Annotated in this window: 10 protein-coding genes; 3 read left to right on the top strand and 7 right to left on the bottom strand. The window is 60.5% G+C overall.

The genetic code is table 11. The features are described 5' to 3' along the window. Positions 1–88 precede the first annotated feature (88 nt). The 3 genes from H6X51_RS02480 to ttdA all read right to left on the bottom strand — a co-directional run bounded on the left by H6X51_RS02480 (position 89) and on the right by ttdA (position 2,860). Positions 89–955, bottom strand: coding sequence for an isocitrate lyase/PEP mutase family protein (locus H6X51_RS02480; protein WP_185265934.1), 867 nt, complete (start codon positions 953–955; stop codon positions 89–91). 400 nt (positions 956–1,355) lie between these two features. Beyond that, on the bottom strand, positions 1,356–1,964 hold the full coding sequence (ttdB, locus tag H6X51_RS02475; RefSeq protein WP_185265933.1) for a L(+)-tartrate dehydratase subunit beta: 609 nt from the start codon (positions 1,962–1,964) through the stop codon (positions 1,356–1,358). Continuing rightward, a complete protein-coding gene (gene ttdA / locus H6X51_RS02470) occupies positions 1,961–2,860 on the bottom strand; it encodes a L(+)-tartrate dehydratase subunit alpha (RefSeq protein ID WP_185265932.1) in 900 nt (299 codons plus the stop codon). The genes ttdB and ttdA overlap by 4 nt, the downstream gene beginning before the upstream one ends. Before the next feature lie 123 nt (positions 2,861–2,983). Between ttdA and H6X51_RS02465 the strand changes: the two genes are divergently transcribed. After that, positions 2,984–3,910 (top strand): LysR family transcriptional regulator, encoded by a 927-nt coding sequence (locus H6X51_RS02465; RefSeq protein ID WP_185265931.1) that lies wholly within the window; start codon positions 2,984–2,986, stop codon positions 3,908–3,910. Between the two features lie 368 nt (positions 3,911–4,278). After that, a complete protein-coding gene (locus tag H6X51_RS02460; protein WP_185265930.1) occupies positions 4,279–5,826 on the top strand; it encodes an SLC13 family permease in 1,548 nt (515 codons plus the stop codon). A gap of 89 nt (positions 5,827–5,915) precedes the next feature. On the opposite strand, the gene H6X51_RS02455 is transcribed toward H6X51_RS02460, so the two are convergent. Continuing rightward, a complete protein-coding gene (locus H6X51_RS02455; RefSeq protein ID WP_185265929.1) occupies positions 5,916–6,809 on the bottom strand; it encodes an alpha/beta fold hydrolase in 894 nt (297 codons plus the stop codon). A gap of 174 nt (positions 6,810–6,983) precedes the next feature. Here H6X51_RS02455 and H6X51_RS02450 point away from each other — a divergent pair, with 174 nt between their 5' ends. Then, the gene (locus H6X51_RS02450; protein ID WP_185265928.1) at positions 6,984–7,535 is read left to right on the top strand and encodes a DUF2780 domain-containing protein; all 552 of its coding nucleotides are present in this window, start codon (positions 6,984–6,986) and stop codon (positions 7,533–7,535) included. Between the two features lie 79 nt (positions 7,536–7,614). Here H6X51_RS02450 and H6X51_RS02445 read toward each other — a convergent pair whose 3' ends face one another. From H6X51_RS02445 to H6X51_RS02435, 3 genes are all read right to left on the bottom strand, one after another. Beyond that, a complete protein-coding gene (locus tag H6X51_RS02445; protein WP_185265927.1) occupies positions 7,615–8,043 on the bottom strand; it encodes a type II toxin-antitoxin system VapC family toxin in 429 nt (142 codons plus the stop codon). Next, positions 8,043–8,297 (bottom strand): type II toxin-antitoxin system Phd/YefM family antitoxin, encoded by a 255-nt coding sequence (locus H6X51_RS02440; protein ID WP_185265926.1) that lies wholly within the window; start codon positions 8,295–8,297, stop codon positions 8,043–8,045. The genes H6X51_RS02445 and H6X51_RS02440 overlap by 1 nt, the downstream gene beginning before the upstream one ends. Positions 8,298–8,499: 202 nt before the next feature. Further along, the gene (locus H6X51_RS02435; protein ID WP_221627178.1) at positions 8,500–18,717 is read right to left on the bottom strand and encodes an immunoglobulin-like domain-containing protein; all 10,218 of its coding nucleotides are present in this window, start codon (positions 18,715–18,717) and stop codon (positions 8,500–8,502) included. Between the last annotated feature and the right edge of the window lie 16 nt (positions 18,718–18,733).

The raw sequence follows: 18,733 nt of genomic DNA, 5'->3' as shown, positions 1-18,733 counted from the left end.
ACTATACGCACGCATCGGCTTTATGTTTTTCAACCATCGGAGCTTGCAACCGGGGAGGAGTCCCTATACGCAATGACCAGGGTCTTGTTCACTCCGTCACATTCATATACCTCGCCGCCCAGCCAATGCAGTCCTCGGGGAAGCTGTAACGGAGCGCCAGTTCCGAGGCGCTGAGTCCATTGCCATTGGCGATGCCGCGCTGCTCGCGCAGGCTATCGTAGGTGGCCTTGATCGCGGCAAAAAAGGCGGCGTGACCGTTGACCACGACACGCACGCCCAACGCGGCCAGCCGCGCATCATCACGCAGTTGCGGATTGCCATAGGTGACCAGCATCAACGGCACCTGCAAGCCCTCGGCGATGGCCTCCAGATGGTCGAAATCCTCCACCCCAACCAGGCAGATGGCATCGGCTCCGGCCTGTTGATACGCCTGGGTACGCTGCCTGACCTCCTGTAGCGACTGCACCCCAGCATGCGTGCGGCCAATGATCGCCAGGGCGCTGTCATCCCGCGCCTGGCGCGCCGCCTGCAACTTGCCGACCCCTTCATCCACGCTGATCAGATCATAGGACTTGCGCCCGAACTGCGCCGGCAGCAGGGTATCCTCCAGCGTCAGCGCGGCAATCCCGGCGCGCTCCAGCTCCACCACGGTGCGCATGGCATTCAGCGCATTGCCGTAGCCATGGTCGGCATCGGCGATCACCGGCAGCTGCGCCACCCGACCGATGCGCGTGGCCTGCTCGGCGAACTCACTGAGGGTGATCAGCGCGATGTCCGGCGCCGCCAGCACCTGCAGCGAGGCCACCGAGCCGCCGAGGATACCCACCTCGAAGCCGAGATCAGCTGCGATACGTGCCGACAGGGGGTCGAACACCGAGGCAGTGTGATAGCAGGCGGAGCTGGCCAGCAATGCACGGAACGCATTGCGCAGCTCATGATGAGAGGCTTTGGGCATGGTGGTCCTATTTCTTGATCGATTGCCGAAGGGTATTACGTTGGCATGACCGTTTATCGGCAATGAACGGCGAGCCAGCACCGCTGACGGTGGGATAATGCAGGGCATTATACCAGTACAGACAGCCCTGCCCGGCTGGCAGTCACAGTTGCGGCATGGAGCACCGAGTTCCACCACGGCCAGCGAGGCTGACTCCCCTTCCCAGGGTTGGCGAGCCCCTGCTCGCCGACAGCCCTCAGCCGGCACAAGTCCGCCGGCGTAGCGCAGGGGCGCTACACCCCGGCCCTGGGGTTGGCGAGCACCCGCTCGCCGACAGTCCTCAGCCGCCGCAAGTCCGCAGGCGTAGCGCCCGAACGCGGACCGGGGGCTACACCCCCAGACCTGCCGCCGCGTCACGCTGTTATTTGATAAACCGCACCTGACTGTTGATCTTCTCGATCACCGCGCCCTTACGCTCGTTGAAGCGCACCTTGTTCTGCTCGAACAGGTTGTTGCCCTTGGTATCGATGGAGATGATCAGCGGGCCGAACTCACGCACCCGGTTGACCCACAGGGTTTCCGGCATGCCCAGGTCCTGCCATTCGGCGCGCTCGATCTCCTCCACCTTGGTCGCCGCCAGCACCGCGCAGCCACCGGGGAATACCGCATGCACCGCCTTGTTCTCCAGGCAGCCGGTAGTGGTTTCCGGGCCCATGCCGCCCTTGCCGATGATCATCTTGACGCCGGTCTGCTCGATGAACTCCTTCTCGAACTTCTCCATGCGCATGCTGGTGGTCGGGCCGATAGAGACCATCTCGAACTCGCCATCGTCCTTCTTGCGCACGATAGGCCCGGCGTGGAAGATCGCGCCGCCGCGCAGGTCCACCGGCAGTTCACGCTTGAGTTCGATCAGCCTGCGGTGTGCTACATCGCGGCAGGTGACCAATTGGCCAGTCAGATAGACCACATCGCCAACATTCAGGTTTTCCAGGTCTTCATCCTTGATCGGGGTAGAGATAACCTTGATCACAGCACTACTCCTTCATGCGAGAGAATGTCATAGGACAGGTCGGCATTGATGCGGATCTTGCCGCGACGATGCGCCCAGCAACCGGTGGACACCGCCACGCCAATGGTCGACGGGTGCCGCGCCGAGGATTCGATATTCACCCCCATCACGCTGCTGTTGCCGGTCAGACCCTGCGGGCCGATACCGATCTCGTTGAGCCCTTCCTCCAACAGCGTCTCCATCATCGCCGCATTCTCGTTCGGGTGGCTGGAATCCACCGGCCGCAGGATCGCGCGCTTGGACAGGCGTGCCGCGGTTTCCACCGAGGTCGATACTCCGACGCCGACCAGCAGCGGCGGGCAGGCATTGACCCCGCGCGAGGTGATCACGTCGAACACGAACTCGGTCACCCCCTCGTAGCCCTGGCCCGGCATCAGCACCTTGGCCGACCCCGGCAGGGTGCAGCCTCCGCCAGCCATATACACGTCGATAATCGCGTGATCCGCATCGGGGATGATTTCCCAGTCCAGCCAGGGAATCTTCGAGCCGGTGTTGGTACCGGTATTCTTCTCGTCGAAGGTTTCTACCGCGTTGTGCCGCAGCGGCCCGAGACGGGTGGCGTCCAGCGTGGCATTCTCCAGAATGCCCTCCAGCTCGCCCAGCAGCGGGAAGCGCGAACCGGCGGAGATGAAATACTGGATCACCCCGGTATCCTGGCAGCTGGGGCGATCCAGCTTGTCAGCGTAGTCCTGGTTCTCGGCCATGGAGTCATAGACGGCGATGGCCAGCGGGTTCGTTTCTGCAGCGCGCAGCTTCTCGGTCTTCTTCTTGACGTCGGTGGGCAGGCGCTTGCCGATGTAGGCGGTAAACTTGCCCAGTACATCGGTGAGGGATTCAACAGCAGCTTGGTTATCCACGGTGTTCTCCTGCAAGGCATTTGTTGTCGGTCTTATGGGATGCAACCTGCAGGCAAGATTACGGATTTACTGCAAAGCGTGTAATACAATGCAAATCACTTCATTGTTTCCTCAAGGTTAACTATGAACCAGGAATCGGAACTGTCGTTCTTCATCCAGCTGGTCAAGTTCGGCAGCCTGGCGGCCACCGCCCGGGAATTGAACCTGACCCCGCCGGCGGTATCCAAGCGCCTGGCGCGACTGGAGCAGCGCCTTGGCGTGCGCCTGCTCAACCGCACCACCCGCAGCATCAGCCTGACCGCCGAGGGCGAGCTGTACCTGAGCAGCGCCCAGCGCATCCTCGCCGAAATCGAGGAGATGGAACGCCAGGTCTCCAGCAGCCGGGCCGAGCCGCGGGGGCTGTTGCGGGTCAATGCGCCGCTGGGCTTCGGCCGCACCCATATCAGCCTGGCAATCTCCTCCTTTGTCCGGCGCTACCCGGAAGTCGAGGTGCAGCTGCACCTGACCGACCGGCCAATGAACCTGCCGGATGATTCCATCGACGTGGCCATCCGCTTCGGTGAACTGCCCGACTCACGACTGATCGCCCGCAAGATCGCCATCAACCGCCGGCGCCTGTGCGCTGCCCCTGCCTACCTGAAAGCCTTTGGCCACCCGCAGACACCGGAACAGCTGAGCCAGCACAACTGCATAGTGCTACGCCAGAATGACTCGGCCTTCGGCATCTGGCGCCTGAGCCAGGGCAAGAAGAGCGAGTCGATCAAGGTCGGCGGCAATCTCAGCACCAATGACGGCGAAGTGGCACTGAACTGGGCGCTGGAGGGCCATGGCATTCTGCTGCGCGCCGAATGGAACCTGGCCCGCTACCTGCGCTCCGGCCAACTGGTGGAAATCCTCGCCGATTACCAGACGCCGCCGGCGGATGTGTATGCCGTCTATCTGGAACGCCTCAACCTGTCAGCCAAGGTGTCCTGCTTCATCGAGCATCTGCGCGACTTCTTTCACGACAATATCGACCGGCCGAACGACAGCCTGGCGGCTTGGGAGTAACCACGCTGCGTTTCCCGGGGTGTAGCGCCCCGCTCTGCGTTCGGGCGTGATGCCGGCGACATCGTGCTTGCCGGGCAGCTGTCGGCGAGCGGGGGCTCGCCAACCCCAGGGCCGGGGGTCCGCGTTCGGGCGCTACGCCTGCGGGCTTGCTGCGGCTGAGGAGCGAGTTGGGTACTCGCCAATCCCGGGCTGCCGACCTTTCGTGAATGAAAGTTACTTATGAAGTAATTTCAGGATAATCATGTCCTTCCATTTACTTCATATACTCGGCGCCAAGGCTGTTCCAGCAGCCGCAGCAGACTGGACAACTGCCGTCCCGATTAGCCAACGGCCCACTCTGCATTACAAGAACAACAGAGGATCACCCCATGAACAACGCACTTGCCGTGCCCGTCAGGGCACCCCGCGCTTTCTCCTGTGCCCAGAGCGACGGCACCTTCCGCCAGGCGGTCGGTTTCATCCTCGCACCGCTGCTGTTTCTCTGCCTGTATCTGGCGCCGCTGGGGCTGACGCCCGCCCAGCAGGCGGTGGCCGCCAGTCTCGGCGCGGTCATCGTGTTGTGGGTGACCGAGGCCCTGCCGATCCCGGTCAGCGGCATCCTCGGTATCGCCCTGATGTCGCTGCTGGGCGTGGATACCGCCGCGGTTATCGTCAGGCCCTTCGGCTCGCCGATCATCTTCCTGTTCATCGGCGTCTTCATCCTCGCCCATGCCATGATGAAGCACGGGCTGGCCAAGCGCGCCGCCTTCATGATCCTGGATATCCCGGGGCTGGCGACCACCACCAACCGCATCCTGATCGCCTTTGGCCTGGCCACCTGCCTGCTGTCATTCTTCATCTCCAATACCGCCACGGTGGCCATACTGCTGCCCACCGCACTGGGTATCCTCGGGGTGATCCGCAGCTCGCTGGCACGCAGCGGCTCGACCGCCGCGCAGAAGTCCGGCCCGCTGCGGCTGGGTATCGCGCTGATGCTGATCCTCGCCTACGGCGCCAGCGTCGGTGGCATCCTCACACCAGTGGCCACCCCGCCGAACCTGGTGGCCCGGCAGTTCCTGGAAAACGACCTCGGCCAGAGCATCAGTATCCTCGGCTGGATGCTGTCCGCCGCACCGCTGGCCGCCGTGCTGTTCGTGGTCCTGATACTGGTGGTGATCGCGCTCAACCGCCCGGAAACCAATCGCATCGAAGGCATCGGTGAGTACATCAAGCAGCAGCGCCAGGAGCTAGGCCCCATGTCGCGGGCGGAGAAGAACACCCTGCTGGCGTTCATCTTCATGGCGGTACTCTGGCTGGCCCCCAGCCTGCTCAAACCCCTGCTCGACGACAGCTCGGCACTTTATATGTTCCTGGATACCCGACTCAACGAGGGCATGGTCGCGGTACTGGGCGCCTGCCTGCTGTTCATGCTGCCGACCAACTGGAATCAGCGCCAGTTCACCCTGGAATGGAAGGATGCAGCGCAGATCGACTGGGGCACAGTGCTGTTGTTCGGCTCCGGCCTGATCTTCGGCTCGATGATGGGGCACACCGGGTTGTCACAGGTGATCGGCAGCTCCGCCGCCAGCATGTTCGGACTCAGCAGCAGCATCGCCATCACCATCTTTGCCGTGGCACTGGCCCTGGTCATCTCGGAAACCACCAGCAACACTGCCGCCGCAGCCATCATAGTGCCGATCATCATTCCGATTGCCATAGCCGCCGACGTCAGCCCGCTGCTACCGGCCATCGCCGGCACCTTTGCCTGCTCGCTGGGCGCCATGCTGCCGGTCGCCACGCCGCAGAACGCCATCGTCTACGGCTCCGGTGAAGTACCGCTGGGCTCGATGATCAAGACCGGCTTCTGCTTCTCGATCTGCAGCGCCAGCCTGGTACTGCTGATCCTGCCATGGACCATCTCGCTGATGGGCATGTAAGACCCCCGGGGTTGGCGAGCCCCCGCTCGCCGACAGCCCTCAGCCGGCACAAGTCCGCCGGCGTAGCGCCCGAACGCGGACCAGGGGGGCTACACCCCAGCCCCCGGCTCCGCCAGGAACGCCCGCAAATGCCGCATGAACACCTCCGGCTGATGATGATGCAGGTTGTGCCCGGCCTGCTCCACCATCACCACCCGGGCCCGGGAAAAGTGCTGGACGCGGCCATCCTCCTGCGGATTGGAGGCCCAGCTCTCGGCGCCATACATCAGCAGCACCGGGCATTCGATGGCCTGCCACAGGTCGCTGGGTTCCACCGAGGCGATTTCCGCCGGGCCAAAGCCACGGATCTGATGATCGTACTTCCAGCGCCACTGGCCATGGTCATTGGGCCTGAGCCCGCGCTCGCAGACATATTCGGCCAACTCGCGACTCAGCAACGGGTCATGCTTCATCAACCGCTGTACCGCCGCCTCGACACTGGGATACTGGCTGGCGCCAAGCACGTCCAGCCCCCGGACCTTCTCGACCCACTCGCGCAATTGCTCACGGCGTGACTTTTCATCACGTCTGGCACGCGCCTCAGGCGAAAACCCCAGCCCCTCGATAACGCACAGCCGACTGACCTTCTCCGGAAACAACGCGGTGTAGTGCACCGCGATATTGCCGCCCAGCGAGTGCGCCACCAGATTCACCGGACGCTCACCCAGCTCGGCCACCAGCGCGGCGATATCCGGTACGAAGTCGGGAATGGCATAGGCGCCACCGCTGCTCCAGTCGCTGTCGCCATGCCCGCGCAGGTCCGGCACCAGCACATGCCAGTCGGCACACAGCTGCCGCGCCAGTTGATCCCACACACGCGCATGCTCCAGCCCGCCGTGGATCAGTATCAGCACCGGCGCATCGGCATTGCCCCAGTCCAGATAATGCAGGCGCAGCCCGCGCGAATGATAGAAACGGCTCTGCGGCCCCTCGATATGTGACATGACGCCTCCTGAACGTACATGGATTCATGCTCTGCGGCGCTGCAACTGTTGCAGTCCTGGCCATAGAGGGCGTGTTCTACCGCAATCCCGCCACACGGCAGATCGGTTACACTCTCTCGGCAACGGAGCAACATCCTGCCCCGCCCAGCGCAGACCCGCAACGAGAATATGCACATGATCCAGAAACACTTCTGCCTTACCCTGACCCTTGCCCTCGGCCTGAGCGCCGGCGTCGGCACCGTCCACGCCTTCAGCCTCGGCGACGCCGCCCGTGTCGCCTCAAGCGTGGCAACCCCTGGCTCCAGCACCGCCCAGTCCGCCGACCTGATCAGCAAATTGACCGATCTGAATGTCAGCACCGAACAAGCCGTGGGCGGCACCAGCGCCCTGCTCAACCTGGCCAGGAACCAGTTGCCCGGTACGGACTACAGCCAGCTGCTGAGCAGCGTCCCGGCACTGGAAAATCTGGCAGGCAGCACAACGGGCAGCCAGCTCGGCGCCGTCAGCGGCCTGCTGGGCAAGAACAACCCACTGGCCGGCAACGCTGCGCAAAGCGAGATGACCAGCCTGGCCGACGTCGGCAGCGCCTTCTCGACACTGGGCATGGACGCGGGCATGGTCAGCCAGTTCGCTCCGGTGCTGCTGCAGTTCATCGGTGGCCAGGGGGTCGGGCAGCCGCTGCTCGGCAGCCTGACCAGCCTGTGGACCGGGCAGCCGGCCGGCTGAATCGACAGGTTATCCAGAGAGTCAGCGCATGCGCTGACTCTCTCCTGACGGGACGAAAGAGGGCAAAGCCAGGAAAGCCCTACGCGCTGCCAGATTCCCACGGATTGAGCAATGGCACACCCGATGCCTGGAAATCCGCCACGTTGCGTGTAACCAATGTCATACCGTGTACCAGGGCGGTAGCTGCGATCAGGCTATCCATGGCAGGCTGCGGATCGGGCACATGCAGCGCGGCACAACGCTGCGCTACCGCTGTATCCACCGGCAGGATGCGACCGGCAAAGGCAGGCAGAACATGGTTGTCGAGCCAGGTGCGGAAAATCGCGCCTTGTGGCGGGTCGCGACGCTCAACCAGCAGAACGCCCATTTCCAGTTCCTGCATGGTAATGGCCGACACATACAGATCCTCTGCAGCTACGCTGTCGGCCCATTGCGCGACGTTGCCATCGGCCCGGTTAGCCCGCACCTTTCTCAGCTCCGAAACAACATTGGTATCCAGTAAATACATCAGGACAGATCCGCTGGCTGCGCCAATTCACGGGAACGCGGCGTTTCCAGCTCCATATCCTCAACGCCGGGCATAGCCAGTAGATCGGCAATCTTGCCGTGGCTCCCAGTCAAGCGCTGCCACAGCTCGATACTCACCAGAACATGGGCCGGACGGCCACGGTCGGTGATGAATACCGGGCCGCTGTTTGCAGCCCGCTTCGCTTCGCTGGCCGCCTGGTTGAACTCCCGGCTTGATATCGTGGTAATAGTCATGCCGCCACCCCCTCGCATGTAGATATGTTTCTACAAGGTAGCAGCAATGCTGGACTCCTGCCAGTTCTTGCCGACCTGAGACACTGCTGGGCGGGATGGAGCCAACCTGCCATAACCCCGCAAGATGAAAGACAAAAGGCCGGAAATCCGGCCTTTTGTGGTTGGTGGGGGATGGTCGGGCGGGTGCCCGACCGGGTTTGGGTCAGTCGATGAGGATACCGGCGCCCTGCACCTCCAAAGTCACTGTAATACCATTATGGGTACCGGTGTAATTGCCATCACCATCGGCTGTCCAGCCTCCTCCCCGGAGGTCCACGCTATCGCCGGCATCACCGAAGATCTGCAGCACATTAGCGTTGTCGGTCATGCTGAATACATCCTCGACACTCAGACCGTTGATGGCATTGTCTCCTGAGGCTTCACCACGCATATCAATGATTTCGATGTTGCTCAGCTTGTCGAAATCACTGCCGCCCAGGTTGTCGCCAAAACGCAGCTGCACTGTATCCACACCGCCCAGCCCGTCGATCAGTCCTCCTTCCCACAGGAATAGATCATCCCCGCTGCTCGGGAGGGTGGCGTCAACGTTGATGTCTATCGTCCCATCCACCTCGTCAGAGTAGCCACCAACCTGGTTACCAGCCGCGTCCACCTCATAGGTCTTGGCCACAACATCAATCGTCTGGTTGCCTGTTGTGGTGCCATGTACAAACTGGAGGTTATCCAGCTCGCTTTGCGTCAGCCCCTGGATTACCCACTTGCTGCCGTCATAAGTCGCACGACCATCTTCGATCAGGTCTACCTCGCCTGCCGCACCGGTGTAGAACTGCACTTTTTCCCCGTCGGGGAAGCCACTCAGCTCCAGATGAGTACGTTCCGTATGCTCATCACCGTCGGCACCAACAGCCTCTCGCGGATCCTTCATATGGCTGTTGAGGTTCAGCGCGATCTTGTCCCCGGCAATCCCGAAGCTCAGGGTCGGGTTCAGCTCCAGGCCGTCGGCCTGCGGCGTTACGACCAGATCAAACAGCACCTCGCTCGGGTTAGAAGCCTGGCCGGCATGGCCGCTGCGCACGGTCAGCTTGAGGTCTTCCAGGGTACCACTCCAGTGCTTCGGCGGCAGGATAGCAATGCCCTCCGGCAGTTGGCCGCCACTGACCGGTATCACCCAGGTACCATCACCGGCGTTATTGGCCAGAACAGAATCACCCGACTCACTCTGGTAATAAACGGTGAAGCCATCCGGCAGACCGCTGAGGAAGGCAGATTCGATGGTTTCGCCAGCATCGACCAGTCCGGAATCCGGACCGAATTGCAGCTTGATCGCCTTGCTCGAATCAGCACTGACGCTGTGCTCGTCACCCTCGGCGGTAATATCCGCTTCATAGCCACTGTTGCTCTGGTGGATGGCCAGCGAACCCGTGCCTGTGGACACCTTGGTGTCGCCGCCGTTTTCCTTGTGCTCAACCAGCACGGTCACATCCAGGCTACCGGTCTGGTGCGGCAGGCTGGCATCCGGCACAAACTTCAGGCCGGCCAGCTCCTCGGGTGACACGGCATAGAGCTTGCCACCCGGAGGCGTACCCGCTGGCGGGGTACCGGTAAACTCTGACAGCGGGGTACCACTGGCATCCGTCAGCTCACCCTCCAGACCGCCATCGGGGATGTGGATATAAACCAGATCATTCTCGATTTCCCAGCTGGCATCCCCTGAGCCACCCAGCTCGCCATCCACGGTATTGCTCGGCACAGTGATGTTCAGCGGAATATCCGCACCCTCATCCACGCTCACGCTGCCAACGCCGATACCCAGGTCATCGGTTACCGGCGCGATATCCACCTCGATATCTGCCTGTACTTCCCGGCTTACCCCCTGGGTATGGACCGAGGCGGTGATATCCAGCTCCAGTGGTCCATCCAGGTTATTGCGGTTGGCATCACTGGGCGCATGCACGGTAATGCTATCCAGCACAGCTTGCAGCGCAGCAGCTGGATCATCGCCGGTTCCCACCGTGGTGGTGGCCGTCCACAGCACTACCTGCTCACCGTTTTCCACCACCAACGTCGGTGTCAGACCAGCAAAGGTGAGGTCATCATCCGGGCTGGTGCGAATAGTGACGGTCAGCTCATAGGGATCACCGTTATTCTGGCCACCCGTTGCGCCACCCGTCACCACATCACCCAGCTGGAAAGAGCTATCTTCACTCTGGGCGATATCCGTCGGAGTCAGGCTGACTTCCGGCAGCTCGGCCGGCTCACCGGTACCACCAACATAGTTCAGTTGCCAACTGATCTCCGCCCGCTCCTGATTCCCGGCAGGACTCTGGCCAGCAGCACCCTGATCCCGGCTGTAGGCGGTAATAGTGATCTCGGACTCAAAATCACTTGCATACGGCCCGATCACAAAGGTCAGCGTCTGCGACAGATCGGCACTACCGTCCCAATCCTCATTCACCTGAAGCAGCCAGCGACCGCCGCCGATATCAATCGCACCCTGCACGCTGACTCCCGGCGCAAGTCCGGATACCACGATATGAGTCAATTGCTCGCTGCCATCGGTATCCACGGCACCCCCGGCATTGCTGTCGGCCAGCTGGCTGATATCCAGGGTGACATCGACTGTACCGACGCCGGTTTTGGTGGTAACACCAGCGTTCAGGTCGGTAACAACATCGCTACCCGTCGCCCCTGTCACGCCCATACCGATCTGGTCGGTATGGGGCACAAAGTTCAGGGTATGGTCACCCGTCTTCCAGTCGCTGACATCGGCTGCAAGGCTTCCATCGGTCGACGGATCAGTCACCTTGTACTCGATGTCCAGCTCGATACGGCCGCTGAAGTTCGCCGGCCCCTTGACGTACACACTGGGTGCCCCGCTGGTTCCCGGGTTGCTGATGGTGTAATAACCATCACCACCTGCCACCAGTGGGGTGCTGCCTGCCGCATCGGCATACAGGGTGACACCCGCTGGCAGATCATCCACGGCAATCCGTACCTCACTGATGTATTCATCAGAATCGGCACCAACAGGCGCCAGTTGCAGTTCACCGACGGTATCTTCCAGCAGGTTGGAGCTGATGCTCAGCGTCGCCTCCGCCACCGGATTGACGGTGAACTTGACGTTATGCTCGTCAAAGAACTTTTCAGCCTTGTTGTCATTTTCCGTGACCACCGGCTGGACGGTGAACTCCAGGGTACCGCTCCAGTGCTGAGGTACTCTGATCGTGATATTGCCATCATCCAGGTCTTTCTGGGTCACCACCCAGACGCGGTTGTCACCCTCACCCGTGATGACCGGGCCGGCACCGATCAACTCGAAGCCTTCCGGCAGGTTACTGATGCGCAGGGTGACGGTTTCCGAGCCATCTGCACCGGCATTTATTTCGCCCGATTCCAGGCTGGTGATCAGCTCATCCAGTGCAACTTCAAGCTGCCCACTGCTCTGATCGCCAGCATCCTCGGTGTACACACCATCAACAATGACCATATCCGGTTCATTCGGGACGCCCAGCACCTCCACCTCGATCGGCAGGGTGTGAGTCAGCGACGGGGTTTGTTCAGAGCCCCGACTGGTCACGGTTTGCGGGTTACCGTCTTTGTCGATATAGGTCAAGGTATCCACCGAATCGGCAGTAACGCTCAGCTTGATTGTCTCATTGCTGCTCTTGGGTGGCGTCAGGATCGGCTGATCTGCTTCATCAAAGTCCCTGATAACCAGTACATAGCTACCATCTGCTGCCTGATACATACCGGTCGGCTGGGTATCGTCTGCTGGGTCGTGGGCCGGCAGTGATGCATCGGTCACGTAGGTGACTCCGCCATACTCAACCTGCGCACCCTCGGGTATGCCGGCAATGGAGACATCGAAGGTCGTATCCACATCCGTGCGATTCGAGCTGGTGGTGGGCCGAATATTCAGCGTCACAGCTTTATCTTCGACAGTGCCAGGGTTGGCATCCACCTTGAGCGTCACCTTGTCCGCCTTGGGCTGAATGATCAGGTTGGTCAGCCAGGACTGACCGGAATCCGCTGGAGCTGTTGCGCTGCCGTCATCCTCATCGTAATCAACCGTACGCGCATTGACTTCAATCTTGACCACACCGAACCAATCCTTCGGTCCCTGGAAGGTGACCGAATCCAGGTACTGCATGGGAATCGCCACCGGCTCACCGGTAAACACCAGGGTGTGGGTGTCGGTACCATCGGAATAGGTAAAGATGCTGCCCAGCAATTTCTCCACAGGCGTCGCACCGGCCTGCGCATCATTATCCGTGGTATAGGGTGTCAACAGCGCATAGGTATCTTCGCTGCGACCATCTGTAGTGTCCGCGGCCCAGCTGCCCGCACCACCATCGACCCACTTGCCATCTTCGTTGGACCAGCCACCACTGAGTCGGAAACCACCGTCCACACCCAGATCGAGGGGTGTATCTTCTACCCCGGAGGTGTCATACACATGGTCGGGGTTGATGGTGACATCATTGCCGTTCTGGCCATCGGTATTGCTGTCGGTCCGCTCTGCTACCGGGTTGACGGTGACGGTTACCACATGATTCGTCTGTACCGAATCACTGAGCACTGGCAAGCCATCAACCACCTGACTATCCACCGTGGTGACCTCGATCACCCAGTTTCCGGCATCCAGGCTGCTGTGGGCTGGCGGGGTGACTTCGAACTGGCCAAGCACCTCCTCACGCTGCACCTGAGTCAGAGAATCATCGAAAGTGATGACGTAAGGTCCTGTACCGGAACCTGTCATGCTCCAGCCAACTTGAGGGGCAGGCTGGCTCGTCAGCGTCCAGGCACCGTTATCGGTCGGCAGGCTGAACACCACCTGGGTGATGACCTCACCGCCCGTGGCGTCACGGCTGTCGTCCGTTACCTTGATACCGGACAGGAAGGTGACCGGGTTATCTTCATCGATGGTGTGGCTGCTGCGCTCCGTGACATCACCTGCCACCGGCTTGACGTACAGATTGAGGGTTATCTCATCCGATTCAAGTTGCGGGTCTGCCGAGGGGCTATCCGCATCACTGTCCCGCGCACCCAGAATAACCTTGATGTTTTCCAGATCACCACTGAAGTCCTGCGGCGGACGGATGCTCACCTGGGGCAGGCTTGTCTGAGTACCGGGCATCACGATGACTGGAACCGGACCACTCCCGAAATCCTGGGTCGGTATACCCGGGGCGCCGATAGTGTACTCAGTGCCATCCACAGTCACTATGGTGCCGACAGGCAGCCCATCAAAACCGAGGTAGCGCGTCTCACTGCCATCGGTATCCTTGAATGCGTCAGGGATGAGGATAGCGGTCAGATCAAAGGATGTATCCTCGCTCATCGTGATATCAGCCGACTTGTTACCTGGAGCAATCACAATGTCGGGCTGGGACGGGTCTGCCTTCAGCTCCAGAGCAACCTCATCCGTCACCGCCTGCACATCGACAGTGATGGTCTGGGAGCTTTCGGCGCCATTGGTGCCAACTACCTGGCTGTCGTCCAGCGGCACGCCGCTGCCGTCCACCTCGTAGCTCTTGACACTGACCACCACCTCGAAGTTCTCGTGGCGATCGCCATCAGGAGTGGCCTGCAGGCTCTCGTATTCGGCGCGAGTCAGGTAGTTGACGTCACCTGTCGGCAAGGTTCCGCTATGGTGCAGGTCGGTATCCGGCGTGGTGTCACCGGTGTTTTCAACGATCACTATGGTATAAACGCCAGAACTGCTGGGGATCAGGTCTATTTCCGTACCTGTTCCGTCCTGTGTGTAGGCCAATCCAGGGGTAGCCGGGTCCGGTGTGCCGGACGGGTTCACCGTCAGGGTTATTGCCCCCAGGCGCTCGGGGTCGTCGCCCCCTGCAGTCAGATTCTGATCCACAGCATCCTTGATGCCCGGGAGCTTCAGCTCCAGCAGGACTGCGGTATCTTCCGGCGTATCCAGCTGTTTATTCGCTTCCAGCACCGGCGCGTCCGCTTCTGGTAGCACATTGACGGTTACCTTGGTCTGCGAACCGCCATGGTCTTCGTTAACCTTAACGTAGAACTCATCCGAACCACCGTGATTGCTGTAATCCGGCTTAGGCGTGTAGGTTACTTTCCCATCGTCATGCACCGTCACAGTGCCATGCCCCACATCGTAGAGCATGTCAGTGCCATCGAGAGTGCCGGACACCGCTGGCCCGCCGTCAGTCATGCTGATGCTGATGTTGTCCTGGGTCGCATCCGCCGAGGTATTGAAAGGCCCATGGGACTTGTCTTCATCCACCTCGATGGTGAGTTCGGTACGTGGGTTATCGTCCACCACCTCAACCACGAAGGTACCGTTGGCACGGTCACCATCACCGTCTACCGCCTCATAATTGAAGGTCAGCTCGTGGTTCTGCGCAGAGTCCCTGTGCAGCATCGCGCCTTTCAGTTCGAAGTGGTAGCTGGCCTGACCATCGGCATCGACCGTCAGGGTGACGGTAAATATCTCCTGCCCGCCACGGGTTCCGCTCAGCTCACTGGTACCGGTACCAGTAATGATGATATCGGTGTTGCCACTGGCATCCAGCCAGGTGCGCAGTGCCACCTGCTCGCCGGAGAATACCAACGAACCCTGCCCGTCAGCACCGAAGTTGACATCCAGATCGGCCCCGGTCTGAGTGGACAGGCCAGCGGCTCCATCGCCACTTCCGGTGGTCAGATAGGCTTCGTCAACGGCACCAGGCGTCGGTGCGGCACCGATGGTCGGGCCATCATCCTTGAAGCTGAAGCGTCCACCGATATCCACCGAGGCAGAGTCGGTATCGCCGTCACCATCCGTCGCGGTGGCGGTCAGCTTGAGGCTGCCATCAGGCAGACGGAGTACGTCGTCATGGTTGTTCGGGTCAGTGTGGTGCAGAGGTCTGTTCTGCGTCAGGGTGACCTCTCCGTTGGCATCGACCGAGATGGTGAAGGCCGCCGGACCACTATCATCACCTACATGGCCCGTTACGGTCAGACCATCAGGCGATGCAACCAGAACAATCGGGTCTCCCGTTTCGGTATCCAGCAGACCAGTTGCGGCAGTATCCACCTCAAGGGTGTAAACCAGACCGCCATCGCCATCCGCACCGAAGTCATGGCTGAAGGCACCGGAGAAGTCAGCCGAAGCTGAGTCGCCCAGTGTGGTTTCATCCACCTGAACCTCGCCCAGTGCCACGCTGCTCCGCTCTACAACAGGTACATCATCAACCACTGTCACATCCAGCGTGCCGCCGGCGATGGTTGTTCCACCAAGCGGGTTGCCTGCAACAACCTCAAGGTCAATTTCATACAAAAGATCATCAATGCCCGGAGCATTATGTGTCTGATTGTCGGTCAGCGTGTAGGTATAGCTGATCTCCCAGGCAGCGTCCTCACCATTGACTGTCTGTGTCGGCGTGAAGCCAGTCAGGGTCAACGTGCCATGTCCTGTAATGGTGATGATCACGGGGGAGCTGGCATCCAGAGCCTGGAGATCGGCCAAGGAAATCGACTGGCCATCAACAACAATGCTATCCAGCCCGGATGGCGCAGTGATGCGTATCACACCTCCGGCACTTTCAGAGTCATCGCTGGCGTTGCCCAGCCCTTTCTCATAAACGGTTACTGAACCGCCGATGGTCGGCGCATCGAGAATATCGGAGGAAACGCTCCCCTCACTGGTGCTTACTCGAAGCTCCTCAAAGAGCTTGGTAGCTCCGGCGGTATCATCTACACCAGTGATAGTGACATTCAGCGGCTCGCTGTATTCATTAACCGCATCCACCAGGGTGGTCACGGTGAAGGTCGATTCGCTCTGACCGGCGCCGATGGTGACGCTGCCAGGCAAGCCAGCGAAATTGTCCAGATCAGCCGCTGTTGCCGCTGCACCACTCCAATCCAGTTGGACAGTAACGCTCGCCCCTGCTTCCACAGTCACCGGATTACCATCGCCATCAACCAGGCTGACGGTGTAGGTCAGTTCTCCACCTTCCAGGACGGCTTCATGATCGACCGTGATTTTTGCGTAGACAGGGTCGATGGTGTCGGTGACCGTCACGCTGGCCGTGTCCGTGGTCACCAGATCCTCGAAGTTACCACCCGTGGTGCCGGTGATAGTGACGTCATAGCTTTCGCCGTCCACATACACATCATCAGTCTGGATCTCGAACGGATCGGACGTGCCGCTGGTCGCACCCACCACGATGGTGATGGTTTCACCGTTGCTCAGGGTAATGACCAGATCACTTCCGGTTACCGGATGATCGACCGTGGCAGTGATGGTATGAAGTTCACCTTCCTGCCCAACGATGTCGCTCAGGGTTACGGTGACCGGCGTCGGGGTGTCGCTGATGGTGATGGGCGTGGTGTCATCTTGCGTGACCAGGTTCTCGAAGTTGCCGGCATTGTTAACCGCAACAAAGTCGGTCACTTCCAGATCGAAGTCCGGCTCAACGTAGACATCACCGTCCGGGTAGCCGGTCAGCGGCTGGGTGCCAGCGACGGCGCCGGTGCCCCAACCAAAGGTGATACTGCCGCTGGTGCCATTGGCCGGCACGGTAATCTCTACCGTCTGACCGTTACTCAGGGTGACGTTGAACTTCTGATCCGCCTGCGGCGGGTTGTCCAGGGTCACCGTGTAGGTGATCGAGCCATTGTCCTCATCACCCGAGCCACTGACCGTCAAGGTCGCGGTGGTGTCATCGATGCTATCGGTCAGCTCGACGGTGCCCACGCTCGGGCTACCCAGTTGCTCGAAGTCCGTACCACCAGTGACCACCACATCCGTGGCCACCAGCAGATCCTCCGCTGCCTCGATATAGGGGTCTTCAAACAGCGTCGGCGGGATGGTGACATCCACGGTGCCGGTGTTGCCCGAGCTGATGATGATGGTCTGGCTGTCACCATTGAGGTCGGTGAAGGTCACCTCGACGGGATCATCACCGCTACGTACATCCGCACCCAGCGTTACGGTGTAGGTCAGGGTACCACCAGCCTCGGTCAGATCCGGGCCGGCAGTCAGGCTGACGCTGGTTACGTCGATGGTGTCGCTGATCTGCGCAGTAGCACTGGCGCCGGTGAGGTCGGTCGCTTCGAAGTTACCGCCTATAATATCAGTAACCGTGGCGGTCAGGCTGTCCGGGTCAACATAAACATCCGAATCCTGGGTCGGCACCTTCAGCTCGGCACGCCCGGTAGCATCGACAGTGATGATGTGTTCTGTACCCGCCACATCGACGGTCAAGGTCACTGTTTCACCGGTCTGCGGCGGGTTACTGAGCTGGAAGACAAAGGTGACTTCCGCATCGTCTTCGGTGACATCCGTGGTGCTGACGCTGACGGTGGTGACATCGGAATCGTCGACGATACCCGTAGTGGCACTGCTGCCCAGGCTGGAGCCGTTGATATGCTCATTGCCGCCGACGGCATTCACTACCTCGAATGTCTCCGTGGTAGTGCCCTGCTCATATACATCATCCGGACGGCTGTCCACTTCGATGCTGGCACTGGTAGCACCAACCGGGATGGTAATCGTCTGACCGTTGTTCAGGATGACATGCAGTGGCTCACCTGCTACCGGGCTTTCCACGCTCGCGGTGACAGTAATTTTGTCACCCTCGGTCACCTGTGGTGTGGCTGTCAGGGTGATGTCAAGAACAGGTTCAACAGTGATATTCAGTTCAGCGGTATCGGTACCACCCTCGCCATCACTGACGGTATAGGTCACTGTGGGGACGTCGCCATGCCAGTCCGGCTCCGGCACGAAGCTGTAGCTGCCGTCATCGTTGAGCGTCAGCTCCCCCACACCGGTGATGATAGCGGTATCGCCGGCACTGTAGGTCTGGCCCTCCACGACGAATTCAGTGACGGTCAATTGGTCATCACCATCCGGGTCGTGGTCGTTGGCCAACACGCCACCGGCTGCATCGACATGCAGCGGGGTATCTTCCAACGTGGTGTTGGTATCACTTTTCGCTATCGGCGGCGGGTTGCCGACGGTCCAGGTGAAGGTCGCATCGGTACTGTTACCAGCCTCGTCGGTCACGGTAATGGTGACACTGTACTCACCATCAGCCTGACCATCGCCATCACTGTCATACTGGCTGGCGGAATGGTCAATGGTGCCGCTGATCACACCGGTAGCTGGATCGATGCTCAGCCCATCAGGCAGACCGGCTACAGCATAGGTCAGGTTATTGCCACTGATCGCATCGTTGAAGTATGAGCTGATATCCAGGTTGATCTGGTCTGAATCCATATCGCTCTGGTCGGCGATGAGCGTGGCAACCGGCGGCAGGTTGTCCACCGGCTTGTTGTCGCTGTCAGTGTCGGAGTTGCCCGCCGAGTCGGTGATGGTGGCATTGACGCTGACATCGATATCACCGGGCGCTACCGGTACCTCGACGATCACGCCGTTGTCGATATCGTCCTGGGTCACCAGGCGTTCGAGCAGG

The sequence above is a fragment of the Halopseudomonas xiamenensis genome, from assembly GCF_014219065.1.
In the GTDB taxonomy this organism is placed as follows: Bacteria; Pseudomonadota; Gammaproteobacteria; order Pseudomonadales; family Pseudomonadaceae; genus Halopseudomonas; species Halopseudomonas xiamenensis.
This window is presented reverse-complemented; position numbering and strand designations above follow the sequence as displayed.